We start from the raw sequence: 17,743 nt of genomic DNA on the forward strand, positions 1-17,743 counted from the left end.
GCCCGGTAGAGTTCGGCATCATCGCGCAACGGGAGGGGACGGCCATGGCGGGCTATGAGAAGGTGCGCTTCGTCGGATACGCGGTGCCCACGACCCCCGCGGACATCGTCCCGGTGGGCGACCCCAACGGCCGCGGGGCCGTCGCCGGGACATACCGGGCCGCGGCCGATCTCGCCGACGACATCGCCGTCCGCGCGCACGCGCTCAAGGCGGCCGTCGATGCGGCGCGGGAGACGCTGGCCGGCGCCGAACCCGGGGTGCTCAACGTCTTCGTCGCGCCGGAGTTCTACTGGCACGGCCCGATGGGGCCCTACGTGCACGCGCCCGATGAGCCCGACCCGGCGGATCTGATCCTCGCCGAACTGGAACGGCTCTTCCCGGCCGAGGAGTACCCGGACTTCCTCTTGGTGCTCGGCACCGCGATCAGCGCGCGGATCGTCGACCTGGACGCCGTCCTGAGCTCGGCGTCGTGCACCGTCCGCAACGATGTGGTCCGGTCTCTGGGCGAGGCATGGCGGACCGCCGACGGGCCGCTGGCGCAGGTGGTGCTCGACACGCTGGTGAACTTCATCAAGAACTGCCACTCCTACCCGCAGGTCCAGGTGCGGAACCGGTCGTTCGTGCTCGGTCCCGGCGCCTTCGACGGCGTCACCGGGCCGCTCGGGGCCCGGGCGGTCACCACCGAGAAGTACTTCGACTCCAACGAGGACCTGCTGCTGTGGGACGTGACCGGCCGCCCGGTGATCACCGAGCAGATGGCCGCCTATCCGATCCTCGACACCTCCGGCGGCGATCTCAAGACCACCCCGCGCGACCCCTACTCGCTGTTCCGGATCGGCGGCGGCCCCGGTGGCGAGGCGCTCACCGTGGGTGTGGAGATCTGCCTCGACCACGCCGACCGGAGGCTGCGCAAAGGTGTCGACCGCAGCCCCTGGCCGTCCCGCGGCGACGGCCTGGATCTGCATCTCATCCCGTCCTGCGGCATGCAGCTGCATCCGCCCGCGGTGGCCGCCCGGTCGGGTGGATGGGCCTTCAACTGCGACGGTCAGTACGCGCTCGGCGACGACGGCGGAGTGCCCTGCGTGCACGCCGACTACCGGGATCCGGCGTGGCCGGGCTACGGCGCTCACACCCAGCTGGCGCGGATCGAGACCGGCCCGCGAGGCGCCGATCAGCGCGGGACGGGATCGCACGACGCACGGTTCGCGCCCGCTCCGGACGTCGATGTGACGGTGATCGAGATGACCGCGACCGCCCGATTCGACGAGTGCTTCGCCGGCGGGCCCGGCGCCGTGCACATCTACGGCAGGGACCGGCCGCTGCCGCGGTGACCGCGGCCGATCAGCGATTGGCGCCGCGGGCGATGATCGGCCAGACCTCGGTGCCGTGCGCGGTCTCGGCCACCAGCTCGTCGGCGAGATTCACCGCGGAACAGACGTGATTCGGCACCACCCGCACGTGGTCTCCCAGCCCGGGACGGGTCGTGCCGGCCGGAAACTCGACGACGGCGTGGTGCTCGGACAGCGAGACGATCCGCGCCTCGGGGTGATCGAGAAGACGCCCGAACCCGGTGGTCCACGCCGGCCGGTCCGCGCCCAGGACCTTGCTGCCCGCATCGAGCACTACCTTTCGGCGGGGTGGTTCCTGAGCGGAGTCGAAGGGTTCAAGGGGCGAAGGTGGCTCGGCGCGGACCACGGTGGCGACCGCGACGAGGGCGACGTCGCCGAATGCGCACGAACCGAGTTCGATCTGCTGGGCGTCGTTGAACGGGTAGACGCCGGGCCGGATCTCGGTGAGGACACCCGCGGCGGCCGAACTCTGCCGCAGGAGCGCGACCGTGGGCGTCGACCCGCCGCTGACCACGGCCGGTTCGATCCCGTGACGGCGCAACGATTCCGCCGCGTCGGCGAGTGCCCGGATCTCCTGGCCTGCGGCGTCGGCGCGGGCCGGGCCGGGTCCGTACCCGTGCCCGGGGAAGGTGAAGACGCCGACCACGTCGAGCCCCGCATCGCGGGCGACGGCCGCGACCGCGCCGGCGTCGGCGGGCGGTACCCCGGTGCGATGCATGCCCGAATCGACCTCGACGAGAACCCGGACGTGGGCTCCGCCGAGTCCCGCGGCCAGGCGCCGTGCCCCTTCCGGCGAGTCCACTCCGACCCGCACGGCGGCCCGGCCGGCGAGGGCCCGGAGCCGGGCGGCCTTGTCACCGGACAGCCACAGCGGGTACGCGATGAACAGATCGGTGTACCCCGCGTCGGCGAACGCCTCCGCTTCACCGATGGTCGCGACGGTGAGACCGCTCGCGCCGCAGTCGACCTGGCGGCGGGCCACCTGCGCGCACTTGTGGGTCTTGGCGTGCGGGCGCACCGCAAGCCCGAGCCCGGCGGCCCGCTCGGCCAGTTGCTCGACGTTGCGGCGCAGCACCGCGTCGTCGACCAGCAGATACGGCGTGTCGGGCGGCACGGTTCAGACTCCGCGGACCTCGCCGAGCGCGGCGGGGGACTCCTCTTGCAGCAGATACTCCTGATGCAAGATCCGGGTGGTCAGGCGCGGCGCGGCCCAGTGCCCGAAGTCGGCGAGGCCGCCGAGGAACGAGTTGACGCGCTTGGGCCGGGTGACGATCGCTTTGAGGACCCGGTTCGCGGACTTGTCCACGCCCCAGATCCCGCGGCGGGCGTCGTAGGCGCTGGTCGGCGTGATCATCCGGGTCCGGGTGAGCGGCAGCCGCACGTTGGTGAAGGTGACGTGGTCGGACAGTGTCTCGGCGCTGGTCGAGTCGGCGAAGGCCTCCAGGGCGGCGTTCGACGCCGCGTAGGCCCCGAAACGCGGGGCGCGGCGCAGCATCTCCGCGGACGAGACGTTCACGATGTGCCCGGACTGCCGGGAGATCATGTGCGGCAGCACCGACAGCGTCATGTAGACCGCGCCGAAGTAGTTGACAGCCATGGTGCGCTGGTAGTCGTGGGCGCGGTCGAGGGCGTTGACCGTGGCACGGCGGATCGACCGGCCGGCGTTGTTCACCAGGATGTCGATGTGGTCGTGCTCGGCGATGATCGACTTCACCAGGGTCCGCACGGTCGCCTCATCGGTGATGTCGGCCGGGTAGGCGCTCGCCGTTCCGAGCGGCAGACCGGGCTTGGGGACCTCGGCGTTCAGTTCGTCGGCCACCTCGGTGAGCCGCTCGGCGTCGCGCGCCACCAGGATCACGTCGGCGCCGCGCGTGATGCACATGCGGGCCGTCGCCTTCCCGATGCCCGACGAGCCGCCGGTGATCACGATCTTCTTGCCGACCAGCGGGCCCCGCTCGTCGTCCCGGCGATGCCGCGACGGGTCCAGGTGCTCCGCCCAGTACTCCCACAGGCGCGGGGCGTAGTCGTCGAGGTCGGGGAGGACCACGCCGAGGCCGTCGAGCACCTCCGCGGTCGTCTCCGATCGGACGTGCATCGGGAGGGCGACCATGTCGAGAAGGACCGGCGGGACGCCGAGCTGCCCGACCACCAGGTCGCGTCCGGGCCGCAGTGGTGCGTAGCCGGTCGCGGCCAGTACCGGGCGGGCCAGTGCGGGCGGGACGGCGGAGAACACGCGCGGCGCGCCGACCGCCGGGGCCAGGGCGTTGAGCACGTCGGTGATGGTCCGGCACCGGGGGTCGGCGAGGTGGAACACCAGGCCCGATTCGCCGGGGTGGTAACCGAGGAGGGCGACGAGCGCGTCGGCGACGTAGTCGACCGGGACCAGGTTGGCCTCGCCCAGGTTCCAGATCGGGATCGGCACGAACGACGGCAGCTGCCCGAGCGCGGAGATGTGCTCGAAGAAGAAGTAGGGGCCGTCGACCCGGTCCATCTCGCCGGTGACGGAGTCGCCGACCACCCCGGTCGGGCGGTAGACCCGCCAGCGCAGGTCCGGGGTCTCCCGCACCGCGCGTTCGGCCTCGAACTTGGTGCGGTGGTAGGCGGTGGGGAAGTCCTGGCCGAGGTCGAAGTCGTTCTCGGTGAAGTCACCGTCGTGGTCGCCGCCGACGGAGACGGTGGAGACATGGTGCAGCATGGCGTCGTGGCGGACCGCGAACTCGGCCACCCGCGCGGTGCCGTCGACGTTCACCGCGCGCAGGGCGTCGTCGTCGGCGTTCAGGTCGTAGATCGCGCCGAGGTGGATGACGTGGTCGATACGCCGGTCCGGTGCGGCGAGCGACAGCGGGTCGTCGTGGGCGAGGCCCAGGTTCTCCTCGGCGAGGTCGCCGACGGCGGTCACGACCCGCTCGCCGCCGGGGATCTGCTCCAGGGCGGTCGCGAAACGCGGTAGTGATCCGCGGCGGATCAGCACGGTCACCTGCGCGTCGTCGTCGGCGAGGAGCCGTGCCAGGACGCGGCGGCCGATGAAGCCGCTGCCGCCGGTCACGAAGTAATGCGTCACTGCAACAGGTTCTCACATTCGCGCGGCCGGAGGTGCCGTCGGCGTGGCGCGTCGGCCGCGTCCCCGCAGAACATCGGCCGTGTCAGCGCCACGGGCGGCGATCTTCCCTTCGCGACGCGGAGACGGCCGGTGTTCTGCATGCCGGGGTGTCACCGCGGTTCTACGATGACCTGGTGGACCCGCTTCTTCTGGTCGTCGTGCTCGGTGCGGCCGCCGCGCTGTTCTGCTGGGTGACGTCCCTGGTCACGAACGAGACGTCATGGGTCGACCGGCTGTGGTCGGTCGTGCCGGTGGTCTACGTGTGGATTTTCGCGATCTCGGCGATCCTCGACGGCCGCGACTCCGGGCGGCTGATCGTCATGGCGATGCTGGCGACCCTGTGGGGCGCTCGACTCACGTTCAACTTCGCCCGCAAGGGCGGCTACACCGGCATGGAGGATTACCGGTGGGCGGTGCTGCGCGGCGCGATGACGCCCGGGCAGTTCCAGCTCTTCAACGCGACGTTCATCGCGTTCTATCAGAACGCGCTGCTGGTACTGATCACATTGCCGGCCTACTTCGTGTGGGCGCATCCGGCCGGGTTCACCGCGGCCGATGTCGTGTGCGCGGCGCTGTTCCTGCTGTGTCTGTGCGGCGAGTCGGTCGCCGACCAGCAGCAGTGGAACTTCCAGCAGGCCAAGCGGCGAGCGGGCGGCACGCTCGAACCGGGCTTCGTGACGACCGGGCTGTTCGCCTACAGCCGCCACCCGAATTTCTTCTTCGAGCAGGCGCAGTGGTGGGTGTTCTACTTCTTTGCCGGCGTCGCGGGGGTGGCCGCCGGCCTCGGCTTCTGGGGCGGGGCGCTGAACTGGACGATCATCGGCGCGGTGCTGCTCACGCTGCTGTTCCTCGGCTCGACATGGTTCACCGAGTCGATCTCGGCGGGTAGGTACCCCGCCTACGCGGACTACCGCCGGCGCGTGTCGATGCTGGTTCCGCTGCCGCCGCGAAAGCCCGCGGACCGATGAGTCCGCGGCCGGCGACCGTCGGCGACGTCCACGATCTGGCCGCCGCGATGCCGCACGTCACCGTCGTCCACGGCAAGTCCGGCAACGCGGTCTACCAGGTCGGCGGCAAGTCCTTCGTCTTCTTCCGCACCCCGCGCCCGGACGCGCGGGATCCGGCGACCGGGGAGAAGTACGACGACGTGATCGTCTTCTGGGTCGGGTCGCCGGAGGAGAAGGACGCGCTGGTGCGCGACGACACCTCGCCGTACTTCACCACCCCGCACTTCGACGGCCACCCGTCGGTGCTGCTCCGGGCGTCGCGCCTGCACGAGATCAGTCGGGATGAACTGGCCGAGCTGGTCTCCGACGCCTGGCTGGCCCAGGCGTCGAAGCGCCGGGGCGAGCAGTGGCTGGCCGAGCACGGACTGCTGTGACATCCGGCGGGCCGGCGCCGCCGTGACGGCCTACGACGCCCCCGCACCGTCGACGATGGCGCGCAAGGCGGCGACGTGACCGTCGAACGCGGCCCGGCCGACCGGGGTCAGTCGTGCGCGGAGGGTGTGGCGGCGGCCGGTGAGGCGGCGTTCGGTGGCCACGTACCCGGCCTTCTCCAGCGTGGTCAGCTGCTTGGAGAGGGCCGAGTCGGAGAGGTTCAGCTTCTCCTTGAGGAAGGCGAACTCCGCCCAGTCGGCGGCGGCCAGCGTCGCCACCAGCGACAGCCGCGTGCTGGGGTGGATGAGTTCGTCGAATCCGCTCATGCGTGGACCAGCCGGCGCAGGCGCTGGAGGATCTCCGGGCCGCCGAAACCGACGATCGCGGCCACGAACACCGACGCGAGGAGGCCCGGGTGCCCGGCGCCGTCCGCGTCCAGTCCCAGTGCGACACCGATGGTCAGCAGCACCAGCACCACCAGGATTCCGATGATCAGCCAGGGGATCCGACGGCTGACCTGGGACCGGTTCAACCGCACACCGGCGGTGCCGCGGGTGCCGTCGTAGAGGCGGCCGGCCAGGGTGGCGTTGCCCGCGCCGAAGAGCACGGTCGCGACGATCGCGACCCAGCCGGGCGTCAGATCGCCGAGGACGCCCAGGACGATCCAGCCGGCGGCCATCATCCACCAGTACCAGCGTGGCAGTCCGATCTCTCCGGCCATCGCGTGCTGGGCGCTGTCGATCGAGTCGAGGGCTGATCGTGCGCCCTCGTGGGTGGTGTCGTTCATCTGGACCACTTCCTCATTGACTTTCCTACTTGGAAAGTAAGTGTTCTCTTTCCTGGGAGGAAAGTCAATGGCTGGCCTCTATCGAACGTACGTTCTAAAATGATTCGGTGGGATGGAGTAACGGGCCGCCGAGCTGGTCGGAGATGGAGCGGGTGCTCTCCGGCCGGCCGGCCGATGGACGGAGACTCGCCGAACCGGACGTGCCGGGCGACGGCGGAGATTCGCCGGCGTGGTCGCGTAAGCGGGGAACGTTCCTCCCCGACGAGGTGGAACCGGTGGAGTCGTCGATCCGGTACGCCGAATTGCACGCGCACAGTGCCTACAGCTTTCTCGACGGGGCCGCGATGCCGGAGGAGATGGTCGCCGAGGCGCGGCGATTGGCCCTGACCGGGCTGGCGCTGACCGACCACGACGGCTTCTACGGGGTGGTGCGCTTCGCCGAGGCGGCCCGGGAGTACGGCATGCCGACGGTGTTCGGCGCGGAGCTCTCGGTGGAGGCCTCGTCGCCGAATCGTCGACGGGCGGGCGCGGTGGATCCGCCGGGCGAGCACCTGCTGGTGCTCGCCCGGGACGCCGAGGGCTACCGGCGACTGTCCCGGACCATCGCCGACGCGCACATGCGCGGTGGTGACACTTCGACGGAGCTCAGGGACGGTTCATCGAAGGGCACCCGGGACCGGAAGGGGGTGCTGCGGTACGACGCCGATCTGATCACTTCCTCGGCCGCCGGGCACTGGCTGATCCTCACCGGCTGCCGGAAGGGATCGGTGCGCCGGGCACTGGCTCGCGGCGGTGTGGCTGCTGCACGAAAATCGTTGGGGGAGTTGGCCGATCGTTTCGGGCCGGACAATGTGCTGGTCGAGCTGACCGCTTCCGGTTGCAGCGACGACGACGAGCGCAACGCCGTCCTGGCCGGGCTGGCCGCCGAGCTGGCGTTGCCGGCCGTCGCCACCACCGGAGCGCATTTCCCCGGCCCGGATCGACGACGACTCGCCATGGCGGTGGCCGCGGTGCGGGCCCGCACCGACATCGCCACCATCACTGGGTGGCTGCCCGGCGTCGGGGGAGCACACCTGCGCAGCGGCGACGAGATGGCGCGCTTGCTGCCCGCTCATCGCGACGCCATCGACACCGCGGCACAGGTGGCGGCCGACTGTGCGTTCTCGCTGGGCCTGATCGCACCGAACCTGCCGCCGTTCGATGTCCCGGACGGGCACACCGAGGTGAGCTGGCTGCGCGAGCTCACCGAGCGGGGCGCCCGCCGCCGCTACGGCACTCGCGAGCAGCGCCCCGATGCCTACCGGCAGATCGACCACGAACTGGACATCATCGAGACGCTGACCTTTCCCGGGTACTTCCTGATCGTCCATGACATCGTCGACTTCTGCCGGCGCAGCGACATCCTCTGCCAGGGCCGAGGGAGTGCGGCCAACTCGGCGGTCTGTTACTCGCTCGGCATCACCAACGTCGACCCGGTGGCGAATCAGCTGCTGTTCGAGCGCTTCCTGGCGCCCGAACGCGACGGCCCGCCGGACATCGATGTCGACATCGAGTCCGATCGCCGAGAGGAGGCGATCCAGTACGTCTACGCCAAGCACGGCCGCGAATACAGCGCGCAGGTGGCCAATGTGATCACCTATCGCGGCCGGTCGGCGGTGCGCGACATGGCGCGGGCTCTCGGCTACGACCCCGGTCAGCAGGACGCGTGGAGCAAGGTACCCGATTCGGCGCCCGACGACGTCCGCGCCATGGCCGCCGAGGTCTCCTCCTTGCCGCGACATCTCGGTATCCACTCGGGCGGGATGGTGATCTGTGACCGGCCGATCGCCGACGTCTGCCCCACCGAGTGGGCGCGGATGGACGGTCGCAGCGTGCTGCAGTGGGACAAGGACGACTGCGCCGCGGTCGGCCTGGTGAAGTTCGACCTGCTGGGCCTCGGCATGCTCTCCGCGCTGCACTACGCGATCGACCTGGTTAAGGACCACAAGGGAATCGAAGTGGATCTGGCGCAGCTCGATCTGACCGAGGAGGCCGTGTACGACATGCTGTGTCGCGCCGACACGATCGGCGTCTTCCAGGTGGAGTCCCGGGCGCAGATGGCCACCCTGCCGCGACTGAAGCCGCGGAACTTCTATGACCTGGTGGTGGAGGTGGCGCTGATCCGGCCCGGCCCCATTCAGGGTGGCTCGGTGCACCCGTACATTCGGCGCCGCAACGGCGACGAGGGCACCGCGGCCGAGCATCCGTCGATGGAACGGGCGCTGCATCGCACTCTCGGTATTCCGCTGTTTCAGGAGCAGCTGATGCAGTTGGCGGTCGACGTCGCCGGATTCGACGCCGCCGAGGCCGACCAGCTGCGCCGGGCGATGGGCTCCAAGCGGTCCCCGGAGAAGATGAAACGCCTGCGGGACCGGTTCTACGAGGGCATGGAACACGTCAACGGGATCACCGGGGAGCTGGCCGACCGGATCTACGAGAAGATGGCGGCGTTCGCCAATTTCGGCTTCCCGGAAAGTCACTCGCAGAGTTTCGCGTCGCTGGTCTTCTACTCGGCCTGGTTCAAGCTGCACCATCCGGCGGCGTTCTGCGCGGCACTGCTGCGCGCACAGCCGATGGGGTTCTATTCGCCGCAGTCGCTGGTGGCCGATGCGCGCAGGCACGGGGTCACCGTGCACCGCCCCGATATCAACCGGTCGCTTGCGCACGCGGAGCTGGAGAACGACGGCCTCGACGTCCGGATCGGGCTCGGCGCGGTCCGCGCGCTCGGTGAGGCGGCGGCGCAGCGGATCGTCGCCGAACGTGCCGAACGCGGCCGCTACGAGAGCGTCGCCGAGCTGTCCCGTCGTACGGAGTTGACCGCACCGCAACTGGAATCGCTGGCCACCGCGGGGGCATTCGGGTCGCTGGGGCTCGATCGGCGTGCCGCCCTGTGGGAGGCGGGCGCCGTCGCCGGGCTGCGGGAGGACCAGCTGCCCGTCGTCTCTCCGCGTCAGGTGCCTACGCTGCCGGGCATGTCCGATGTCGAGCTCGCCGCGGTGGATGCGATGTCGACCGGGATCACCCCGCACACCTATCCGACCCAGTATCTGCGGCCGCGGCTGGACGCGATGGGGGTGACGCCCGCGAATCGGCTGCTGTCGGTGCCCGACGGCTCGCGCGTCACGGTCGGCGGCGCGGTGACCCACCGCCAGCGCCCGGCCACCGCGTCGGGCGTCACCTTTCTCAACCTGGAGGACGAGACCGGCATGGTGAACGTGGTCTGCTCGGTCGGCCTGTGGGCGAGGTACCGGACGCTGGCCCAGACCGCGTCGGCGCTGCTGATCCGCGGGAAGGTGCAGAACGCGGAGGGTGCGGTGACCGTCGTCGCCGACCGTCTGCAGCAGTTGGACCTGCGCGTGGGCACTCGCTCACGGGACTGGTGCTGATTAGAAGCTGCCTATATCCAACCTGCACCGGATCGTCTCGGACCCCGATGCAGATCGATTGGTCGCGTTTCGTGATCACTGATCGGCCGGCAAGCCCTGCGCGTGGATACTCGCTCGCGGGACGGTTCCGGTGATCTCGCACCGCTCGCGGCATCCGGTCTCCGGAGACTCGGCCGTGCCGGCGTGCTGGCCGCGCCGGCCGCGGCCACGTCGAGGTTCGCCCGACGTATACCCGACGGACCGGTCCGAACGGATCGCCGAGATGAAGCGATTCCGGATCGGATAACACGAGCCCCGCGTGCGCGTTAGTCTCAGCCCATCGCCAACGGAGACGACAGCAAAGGGAGTGCACGCACATGGAGGTCGTGATCACCGATCACCCGGAACAGGTGATGGCCGACATCATCACCGGAGCCGTTCGTGGCGGCGCCACGACTCTCGGGCTGGCGACCGGATCGTCGCCGCTACCGACCTACCGTGAACTGATCCGCCGCCATCGCGAGGAGGGCCTGAGCTTCGCCGGGGTCGACGCGGTGCTGCTCGACGAGTACGTGGGTCTGCCGCCGACGCACCCGGAGTCGTACGCGCGGTTCATCCGTGACAACTTCACCGATCACATCGACATCGGCGAGGTCTACTCGCCGGACGGGATGGCCCCGGACAGCCGCATCGCCGCCGACGCCTACGACGCGCTCATCGGCGAAGTCGGCCCGGTCGACGTCCAGATCCTCGGCATCGGAAGCAACGGCCACATCGGGTTCAACGAGCCGTCGTCGTCGCTGACCTCACGCACCCGCATCAAGACGCTCACCGAGAAGACGCGGCGAGACAACGCGCGGTTCTTCGACGACGATCTCGATCAGGTGCCCTTCCACGTGATCACCCAGGGCCTCGGCACCATCTGCGATGCACGGCGCCTCGCGCTGGTCGCCACCGGGGAGGGCAAGGCCGCCGCGATCGCCGCGACGGTCGAGGGGCCGCTGTCGGCGTCGTGCCCGGCGTCGATCCTGCAGTGGCATCCGCGCGCGACGATCGTGGTCGACGAGGCCGCCGCGAGCAAGCTGCGGGACGCCGACTACTACCGCTACGTCTACACCAACAAGCCGGAGAACCAGGCCGGTCACTAGAGGCTCACGCGACCGATCCGCGGCGCGCGACAGCAGGAGGTTCGATGAGTAAGGAATCTGCCGCACAGATCGTCGACGCGGTCGGCGGCCCACAGAACATTGAATCGCTGACGCACTGCGCGACGCGCCTGAGATTCGCACTGCGCGACGGCAGCGGGGTCGACAAGGACACGATCGAGAAGATCCCGGGGGTGCTCGGTGCCGTGCCGCAGGGCGCCAACCACTACCAGGTGATCATCGGTGGCGGCGTTCAGTCGGTCTACGAGGACATCATGGGTCTGCCCGCGATGGCGGGCGGCGGATCCGGCGGCGGAGACGATGCCGCGTCGATCAAGGCTGCCGCGCGCGCCAAGGGGCCGCGCGGCAAGGTCAGCTGGGTCGACTCGCTGTTCGAGTTCCTCTCCGACTCGTTCCGGCCGATCCTCGGCGCGCTGCTCGGCGCGTCGTTGTTCATCACCTTCATGGCCCTGATGGCCTCCCTGAAGGTGATCCCGGCGTGGAACTCGCCGGACGTGACGCTCTCACCCGGCTGGCAGTTCATCAACCTGTGCTGGCAGTCGGTGTTCGTCATGCTGCCGCTGATGATCGCCTACAACGCCTCACGCAAGGTCGGCGCCGACCCGTGGGTGGGCTTCGCGATCATGGCGGTGCTGATGCTGCCCGGCTACAAGGGCTTCCTCGACAACCCGAACATCCAGCACCACAAGATCTTCGGGTTCGACGTCAACACCATCGACATCTTCGGCATCCCGCTGACCCTGAACGACTACAGCTCGCAGGTGTTCCCGCCGCTGCTGATGGCGGCGGTGCTGGGCCTGCTCTACAAGGGGCTGCGGCGGATCATCCCGGAGAACCTGCACCTGGTGTTCGTGCCGTTCTTCGCCATGCTCATCATGATCCCGGTGACCGCCTTCCTGATCGGCCCGATCGGCGTGTACGCCGGTGCCGGCCTGGGCAACGTGCTGCGCAGCATCAACGACTTCTCACCGTTCATCTTCGCCATCGTCATCCCGCTGGCCTACCCGTTCATGGTGCCGCTGGGTCTGCACTGGCCGCTGAACGCGATCATGCTGCTGAACATCCAGAACCTCGGCTACGACTTCATCCAGGGCCCGATGGGTGCGTGGAACTTCGCGTGCTTCGGCGCCACCGCGGGCGTGCTGGTGCTGGCCTGGAAGCAGCGTGACAAGAACATGAAACAGACGGCGACCGGCGCGCTGGCGGCGGGTCTGCTCGGCGGCATCTCCGAACCCTCGCTGTACGGCATCCATCTGCGCTTCAAGCGGATCTATCCGCGGATGCTGGTGGGCTGTTTCGTCGGCGGCCTGATCATCGGTATCGGCGGCGGCGTCAAGACCAACGCCTTCGCGTTCACCTCGCTGCTGACCATCCCGGTGTTCTACCCGACCTTCCTGTACGGGATCGCGGTGGCCGCGGCCTTCTTCACCGCGATGTTCCTGGTGATCTTCTCCGGCTTCCGGACACCTGAGCAGCAGGCCGAGTTCGAGTTGCAGCGGGACGCCGACGAGGCCGCCGAGCGCGCGGCCGAGCAGGGTGGCGACCTCGGCGACGACGTCGCCGCGGCGACCGCCGCGATCGTCGCGGACACCGGCGGTGGGGAGGCGACGGCGATCGTCCCGTCCGCGGCCTCGGTCGCGGTGCTGGAACGCGAGGACGGCACGGTGCTCATCGGCGCCCCGGTCGAGGGCATCGCCCGCCCGCTGTCGGAGGTGCCCGACGCGGCGTTCGCCGGCGGAACGATGGGGGCTGGCATCGCGATCGAGCCGACCGGCGACACCGTCTACGCCCCGGCCGACGCCCTGGTGGTGGCGGCGCAGGCGACCGGTCACGCCTTCGGCTTGGTGTTCGACGGCGTCGAGCTGCTGATCCACATCGGCATCGACACGGTCGCCCTCGGCGGCGAGGGCTTCGAGGTCTTCGTCAAGGCCGGACAGAAGGTGACCGCCGGGACTCCGCTGGTGCGCTTCGACCGGGCGGTGATCGAGGAGGCCGGCTACGCGGTGATCACGCCGATCGTCGTGATGAACACCAAGAAGTTCGCCTCGGTGGAGGCGCTGACGGAGGGACCGGTGTCGGTCGGTGATCCGGTGATCGCCGTCGCCACGGCGCCTCGCGAGGGGTAGCGGCCGCCGATCGGGCCGATCGACAAACGAATAAGGGGAGGATCGTGGACGATTCAGCACACCTCGAGAACCTGGCGAACCTGGGGACCGAGACGCGCAATCCGCGGACGACGGCACTCGACGCGATGAGCGTCACCGAGTTGCTGACGGTGATGAACGCCGAGGACCGGAAGGTCGCCGAGGCGGTGGGGGAGGCGATCGGCGAGATCGCCGCCGCCGTCGACCTCGTCGCGGCGGCCTTCCGGAACGGCGGGCGGCTGATCTACCTGGGGGCCGGCACCAGCGGCCGGCTCGGGGTGCTCGACGCCGTCGAGTGTCCGCCGACTTTCGGTACCCCGCCCGAGCAGGTCGTGGGGCTGATCGCCGGGGGTGAGCGGGCCTTCGTCAAGGCGGTCGAGGGCGCCGAGGACTCGGCCGAGCTGGCCGCGACCGAGCTCGCCGGCATCGGTCTGAACGCGGACGACGCGGTGGTCGGGATCGCGGCCTCCGGGCGTACTCCCTATGTGATCGGCGGTCTCGACTACGCCCGCGGCGTCGGTGCGTCGACGATCTCCGTCGCCTGCAATCGGGGCGCGGTGGTCAGCGGGCACGCCGATGTCGCCATCGAGGTCGACAACGGACCCGAGGTCCTGACCGGATCCACCCGGCTCAAGGCGGGCACCAGTCAGAAACTCATCCTCAACATGATCTCCACCGCGTCGATGGTGCAGGTCGGCAAGGTCTACGGGAATCTGATGGTCGACGTGATGCCGACCAACGAGAAGCTGGTCGCCCGGGCACAGCGGATCGTCGCCGAGGCCACCGGGTGCTCGGCGGCGGAGGCCGCGGCGGCGTACGACGCGGCCGGCGGGCATGCCAAGACCGCGATCGTGATGATCCTCGCCGGCGTCGACGCGGCGGCCGCACGACGACGACTCGATGACGCCGGCGGCTTTGTCCGCGGCGCTCTCACTTCCGATCAGGAGGCGTGACATGGCCGATAAGTCCCTGGCGACCGCGCAGGCGCTGCTCCCGCTGCTGGGCGGAGCGTCGAACATCGCCGCCGTCGAGAACTGCATGACCCGGATGCGGGTGACGCCCGTCGATCCCGGCCTGATCGACGTCGCCGCCGTCAAGAAGGTGCCGGGTGTGCTGGGGGTGGTCGAGGACGACACCTTCCAGATCGTGCTCGGACCCGGCGCGGTGACCAAGGTGACCACCGCGTTCCGTGGGCTGCTCGAGGCGTCCGGGCACGACGCGAAGGCGCTCGCCGACAAGGGCGCGTCGATCAAGGCGGCGCAGAAGGAACGCAACAACACCCCGTTCAAGAATCTGCTGCGCAAGATCGCGAACATCTTCGTCCCCCTGATCCCGGCGCTGATCGGTGCCGGTCTGGTCGCGGCGATCCGCGGCCTGCTGAACAACTGGGTCACCGCCGGCGGCGCGCCGGGCTGGGTCGAGTCGATCCTGCCGTCGCTGACCGTGATCGGTGGCGCGTTCTTCGCCTACCTGGCGATCTTCGCCGGTATCAACGCCGCCAAGGAGTTCGGCGGCACCCCGGCGCTCGGCGGGGCGGTGGCGGCGATCATCGTATTCCCGGGCGTCGCCGACGTCCACTACTCGTTGCCCGGCTTCGGGCAGGTGGAGTTGTCGCCTGGGCAGGGCGGCGTGATCGGTGCGATCCTGGCCGCCGCGCTGTGCGCCTGGATCGAGCGGATGCTGCGCGGACGGATCCCCGACGCGATCGACATCCTGGTGACGCCGACGATCGCGTTGCTGGTCTCGGGGCTGGCGACCATCTACGTCTTCATGTTCGTGGCCGACTGGATCGCCACCGGCATCGGCAACGGTGCCGATTGGCTGCTGGAGCACTCCGGGGTGGCGGCGGGCTTCATCCTCGGCGGCCTGTTCCTGCCGCTGGTGATGCTCGGTCTGCACCAGGCGCTGATCCCGATTCACATGGCGCTCATCGAGCAGTCCGGCTACACCTCGCTGCTGACGATCCTGGCGATGGCCGGCGCCGGTCAGGTGGGCGCGTCGATCGCGGTCTATCTCAAGCTCCGCAAGAACCGCGCCCTGCGCGACACCATCAAGGGCGCGACGCCGGTCGGCATCCTGGGCGTCGGGGAGCCGCTGATCTACGGCGTGACGCTACCGCTCGGGCGGCCGTTCATCACGGCGTGTCTCGGCGGTGCGGTCGGCGGCGCCGTGGCCGGCGCGTTCAATCAGTTCGTCGCGCCGTTCGGTGCCACCGCGATCGGGCCGTCCGGCTGGGCACTGCTGCCGTTGGTCGACAGCAGCAAGGGGCAGGGCTACGCGATCATGGCCTACGTCATCGGCCTGGTGGCCGGCTATGTCGCCGGCTTCCTGTTCACCTACTTCTTCGGCTTCACCCCGGAACTCCTCGAGGAGCACAATCGCGACGACGACGAGTTCGGCGAGTTGGAGGCCGACCCGGCGCTGGGTGGCCCGAGCGAAGCCGCCCCGGCTTCCGGGGCGACCACCGCACTGCTGACCAAGGTGAGAGTCGCCGCGCCCGTCGACGGTGAGGTGATCCCGCTGGATCAAGTGCCCGACAAGATGTTCTCCACAGGCACGATGGGACCGGGATTCGCGGTGCTGCCCACCGGCGAGGTGTTCAGCAGTCCGGTCGACGGCGTGCTCACCATGGTCTTCCCGACCAAGCACGCCTTCGCTGTCACGACCGACGACGGTGTCCAGATCCTGGTGCACATCGGGCTGGAGACCGTCGCGCTCAGGGGCGACGGCTTCGAGGCGCTGGCGGCCAAGGGCGACCGCGTGTCGGCGGGCACACCGGTCATCCGTGCGGACCTCGCGGCGATCGGCGCCAAGGTGCCCTCGCTGGTGACCCCGGTGATCGTGATGAACGGCAAGGACTTCGATGTGTCGAGCCCGTCGCTCGACGACCCGGCCGCGGTCGTGACGGTGACCGGCAAGGGATAGTCGTTAGCCCAGATGACAAAGCCCCGGGCGCATGTCCAGAAAGACAGAGGCGACACCGGGGCGTCTGAAATACCAGGATACGTCGAAGTCAGGTGCAATGCACCACCGGTGTCCTTACGGGCATGATCGAGGTTCTCATCGGGATACGCCACCCGAGTTGTTTACCGCGGGCGGCCGTTCAATTCGGCGCCGACTGCGTTCAGGCAGTTTCTGCGAGTACTGGTGGAGGTCATCGCCCTTCGAGAAGTACTGGTGGAACACAGGCCGTTGGTGTTCTCGTTGGAACCGCGTTGCCACGGACTGTGCGGATCGCAGAAGAACCCGGGGATGCCGGTGCGTTCGGAAATCAGGCTCTTCGTCTCTCAGAGTGCGTTGATCCGAGTCGCGAGCTGACCGGAGTGCAGTAGGGACCGCAAGATGTAGTGGTCGAGGTTGCGGAAGCCTTGCGCGATGCCGCGGAGGTGTTCGAGGCGTCCGTTGATGGCTTCGACCGGCCCGTTGGAGACGCCGACGTCGAAGTAGGCGAGGATGTCGGCGCGCCGGGACCACAGGCTTCGTCCGAGTTGGGCCAGCTCTTGCAGGCCTGCCGGCAGTCCGGTGCGGATACGGCGCAGGATCTTGTACATGAGTTTCTTCCCCTCGCGGCGCTGCGGGTGTTCGTAGGCGGCGATCAGCTCCTGGTAGATCTGGTGGGTGATCTCGACAGCGACATGGTCGTCGTGACTGGTCAGCGACTCGAAGAGGCGGATCTTCTGTTTGTCGGTGAGCAGTTCGGTGCGGGTATGCAGAATCCGGCGAATCTTGTACAGCGGGTCGTCCTTGCGGCCCCGGTGCCCGCACACCTGCTGCTGGATCCGTTGCCGACACAAGTCGAGTTTGCTTGCGGCCAGATGTACAACGTGGAACGGATCCATCACTACCCGGGCCGCGGGGAGTTCCTCGGCGGTGGCGCTCTTGTAGCCGGTGAATCCGTCCATCGCCACGACCTTGATCCGATCCCGGAACTGCTTGTCCCGGGCGGCCATCCACGTCTTGAGTACCTGTTTGGATCGTCCGCCGATCATGTCGAGCAGGCGTGCCGGGCCGGTCCCGTCGATGACCGGGGTCAGGTCGATCAAGACGGTGACGAAACTCGAATCCCCTTGTCCGCGAACGTGTTTCCACTTGTGCTCGTCCACGCCGAGGCAGCGGACCCCGTCGAGGTGGCCGCCGTCGTAGACCAGGGCACGAGCGGCGTCCAGGGCGATCGTATTGACGGTTCCCCAGGCGATACCGAGGTTGGCGGCCACGGCGGCAACGCTCATCTTGTCGACCACGATGCGCTGCAGAATCCACCGTGCGGTCCGTGCGGTGACCACTGCCCGTGCTGGGGCTATGTGGTCGATCCTGCCGCGGAAGATCGTGCGCGGGCAGTCGCTAGCCTCGGCCTTTCACGGGTGAATTCGACGCGCCCTTGCTGAAGTAGGAAGAAAGGTGCTCTCACCTGCGA

General features: G+C 69.1%; 12 protein-coding genes and 2 pseudogenes. 8 read left to right on the forward strand and 6 right to left on the reverse strand.

What is annotated here, in order from left to right:
• The first annotated feature begins 44 nt into the window (after positions 1–44).
• On the forward strand, positions 45–1,331 hold the full coding sequence (locus MYK68_RS06070) for a hypothetical protein (protein WP_247866969.1): 1,287 nt from the start codon (positions 45–47) through the stop codon (positions 1,329–1,331).
• A 10-nt stretch (positions 1,332–1,341) separates the two neighbouring features.
• On the opposite strand, the gene MYK68_RS06075 is transcribed toward MYK68_RS06070, so the two are convergent.
• Both MYK68_RS06075 and MYK68_RS06080 read right to left on the reverse strand, forming a co-directional pair.
• Positions 1,342–2,463 carry an alanine racemase gene (locus tag MYK68_RS06075; protein ID WP_247866971.1) on the reverse strand — a complete coding sequence of 374 codons (1,122 nt, stop codon included), beginning with the start codon at positions 2,461–2,463 and terminating at the stop codon, positions 1,342–1,344.
• A 3-nt stretch (positions 2,464–2,466) separates the two neighbouring features.
• On the reverse strand, positions 2,467–4,410 hold the full coding sequence (locus tag MYK68_RS06080) for an SDR family oxidoreductase (RefSeq protein WP_247866972.1): 1,944 nt from the start codon (positions 4,408–4,410) through the stop codon (positions 2,467–2,469).
• Between the two features lie 173 nt (positions 4,411–4,583).
• Between MYK68_RS06080 and MYK68_RS06085 the strand changes: the two genes are divergently transcribed.
• Both MYK68_RS06085 and MYK68_RS06090 read left to right on the forward strand, forming a co-directional pair.
• On the forward strand, positions 4,584–5,417 hold the full coding sequence (locus tag MYK68_RS06085) for a DUF1295 domain-containing protein (RefSeq protein WP_247866973.1): 834 nt from the start codon (positions 4,584–4,586) through the stop codon (positions 5,415–5,417).
• On the forward strand, positions 5,414–5,830 hold the full coding sequence (locus tag MYK68_RS06090) for an MmcQ/YjbR family DNA-binding protein (protein WP_247866975.1): 417 nt from the start codon (positions 5,414–5,416) through the stop codon (positions 5,828–5,830). Before MYK68_RS06085 ends, MYK68_RS06090 begins: the two co-directional genes overlap by 4 nt.
• A gap of 30 nt (positions 5,831–5,860) precedes the next feature.
• On the opposite strand, the gene MYK68_RS06095 is transcribed toward MYK68_RS06090, so the two are convergent.
• Complete coding sequence (locus MYK68_RS06095) at positions 5,861–6,154, reverse strand: winged helix-turn-helix domain-containing protein (protein ID WP_247866977.1); 294 nt, start codon at positions 6,152–6,154, stop codon at positions 5,861–5,863.
• On the reverse strand, positions 6,151–6,615 hold the full coding sequence (locus tag MYK68_RS06100; protein WP_247866979.1) for a hypothetical protein: 465 nt from the start codon (positions 6,613–6,615) through the stop codon (positions 6,151–6,153). Before MYK68_RS06100 ends, MYK68_RS06095 begins: the two co-directional genes overlap by 4 nt.
• Positions 6,616–6,722: 107 nt before the next feature.
• Here MYK68_RS06100 and MYK68_RS06105 point away from each other — a divergent pair, with 107 nt between their 5' ends.
• The 5 genes from MYK68_RS06105 to MYK68_RS06125 all read left to right on the forward strand — a co-directional run bounded on the left by MYK68_RS06105 (position 6,723) and on the right by MYK68_RS06125 (position 16,254).
• Complete coding sequence (locus MYK68_RS06105; RefSeq protein WP_247866980.1) at positions 6,723–10,040, forward strand: error-prone DNA polymerase; 3,318 nt, start codon at positions 6,723–6,725, stop codon at positions 10,038–10,040.
• 356 nt (positions 10,041–10,396) lie between these two features.
• Positions 10,397–11,167, forward strand: coding sequence for a glucosamine-6-phosphate deaminase (gene nagB, locus MYK68_RS06110; RefSeq protein ID WP_247866982.1), 771 nt, complete (start codon positions 10,397–10,399; stop codon positions 11,165–11,167).
• Positions 11,168–11,211: 44 nt separating this feature from the next.
• Positions 11,212–13,311 (forward strand): glucose PTS transporter subunit IIA, encoded by a 2,100-nt coding sequence (locus tag MYK68_RS06115; protein WP_247866983.1) that lies wholly within the window; start codon positions 11,212–11,214, stop codon positions 13,309–13,311.
• 44 nt (positions 13,312–13,355) lie between these two features.
• Complete coding sequence (gene murQ / locus MYK68_RS06120; RefSeq protein WP_247866984.1) at positions 13,356–14,282, forward strand: N-acetylmuramic acid 6-phosphate etherase; 927 nt, start codon at positions 13,356–13,358, stop codon at positions 14,280–14,282.
• A 1-nt stretch (position 14,283) separates the two neighbouring features.
• A complete protein-coding gene (locus MYK68_RS06125) occupies positions 14,284–16,254 on the forward strand; it encodes a glucose PTS transporter subunit IIA (RefSeq protein WP_247866986.1) in 1,971 nt (656 codons plus the stop codon).
• A gap of 88 nt (positions 16,255–16,342) precedes the next feature.
• Here MYK68_RS06125 and MYK68_RS06130 read toward each other — a convergent pair.
• Together MYK68_RS06130 and MYK68_RS06135 are read right to left on the reverse strand one after the other, a co-directional pair.
• Positions 16,343–16,601 (reverse strand): annotated as a pseudogene (locus MYK68_RS06130) (transposase); the annotation flags it as partial.
• A gap of 15 nt (positions 16,602–16,616) precedes the next feature.
• Positions 16,617–17,672: pseudogene (locus tag MYK68_RS06135) on the reverse strand (ISL3 family transposase); the annotation flags it as partial.
• Between the last annotated feature and the right edge of the window lie 71 nt (positions 17,673–17,743).

Origin of the sequence: Gordonia sp. PP30 (assembly GCF_023100845.1) — a bacterium.
In the GTDB taxonomy this organism is placed as follows: Bacteria; Actinomycetota; Actinomycetes; order Mycobacteriales; family Mycobacteriaceae; genus Gordonia.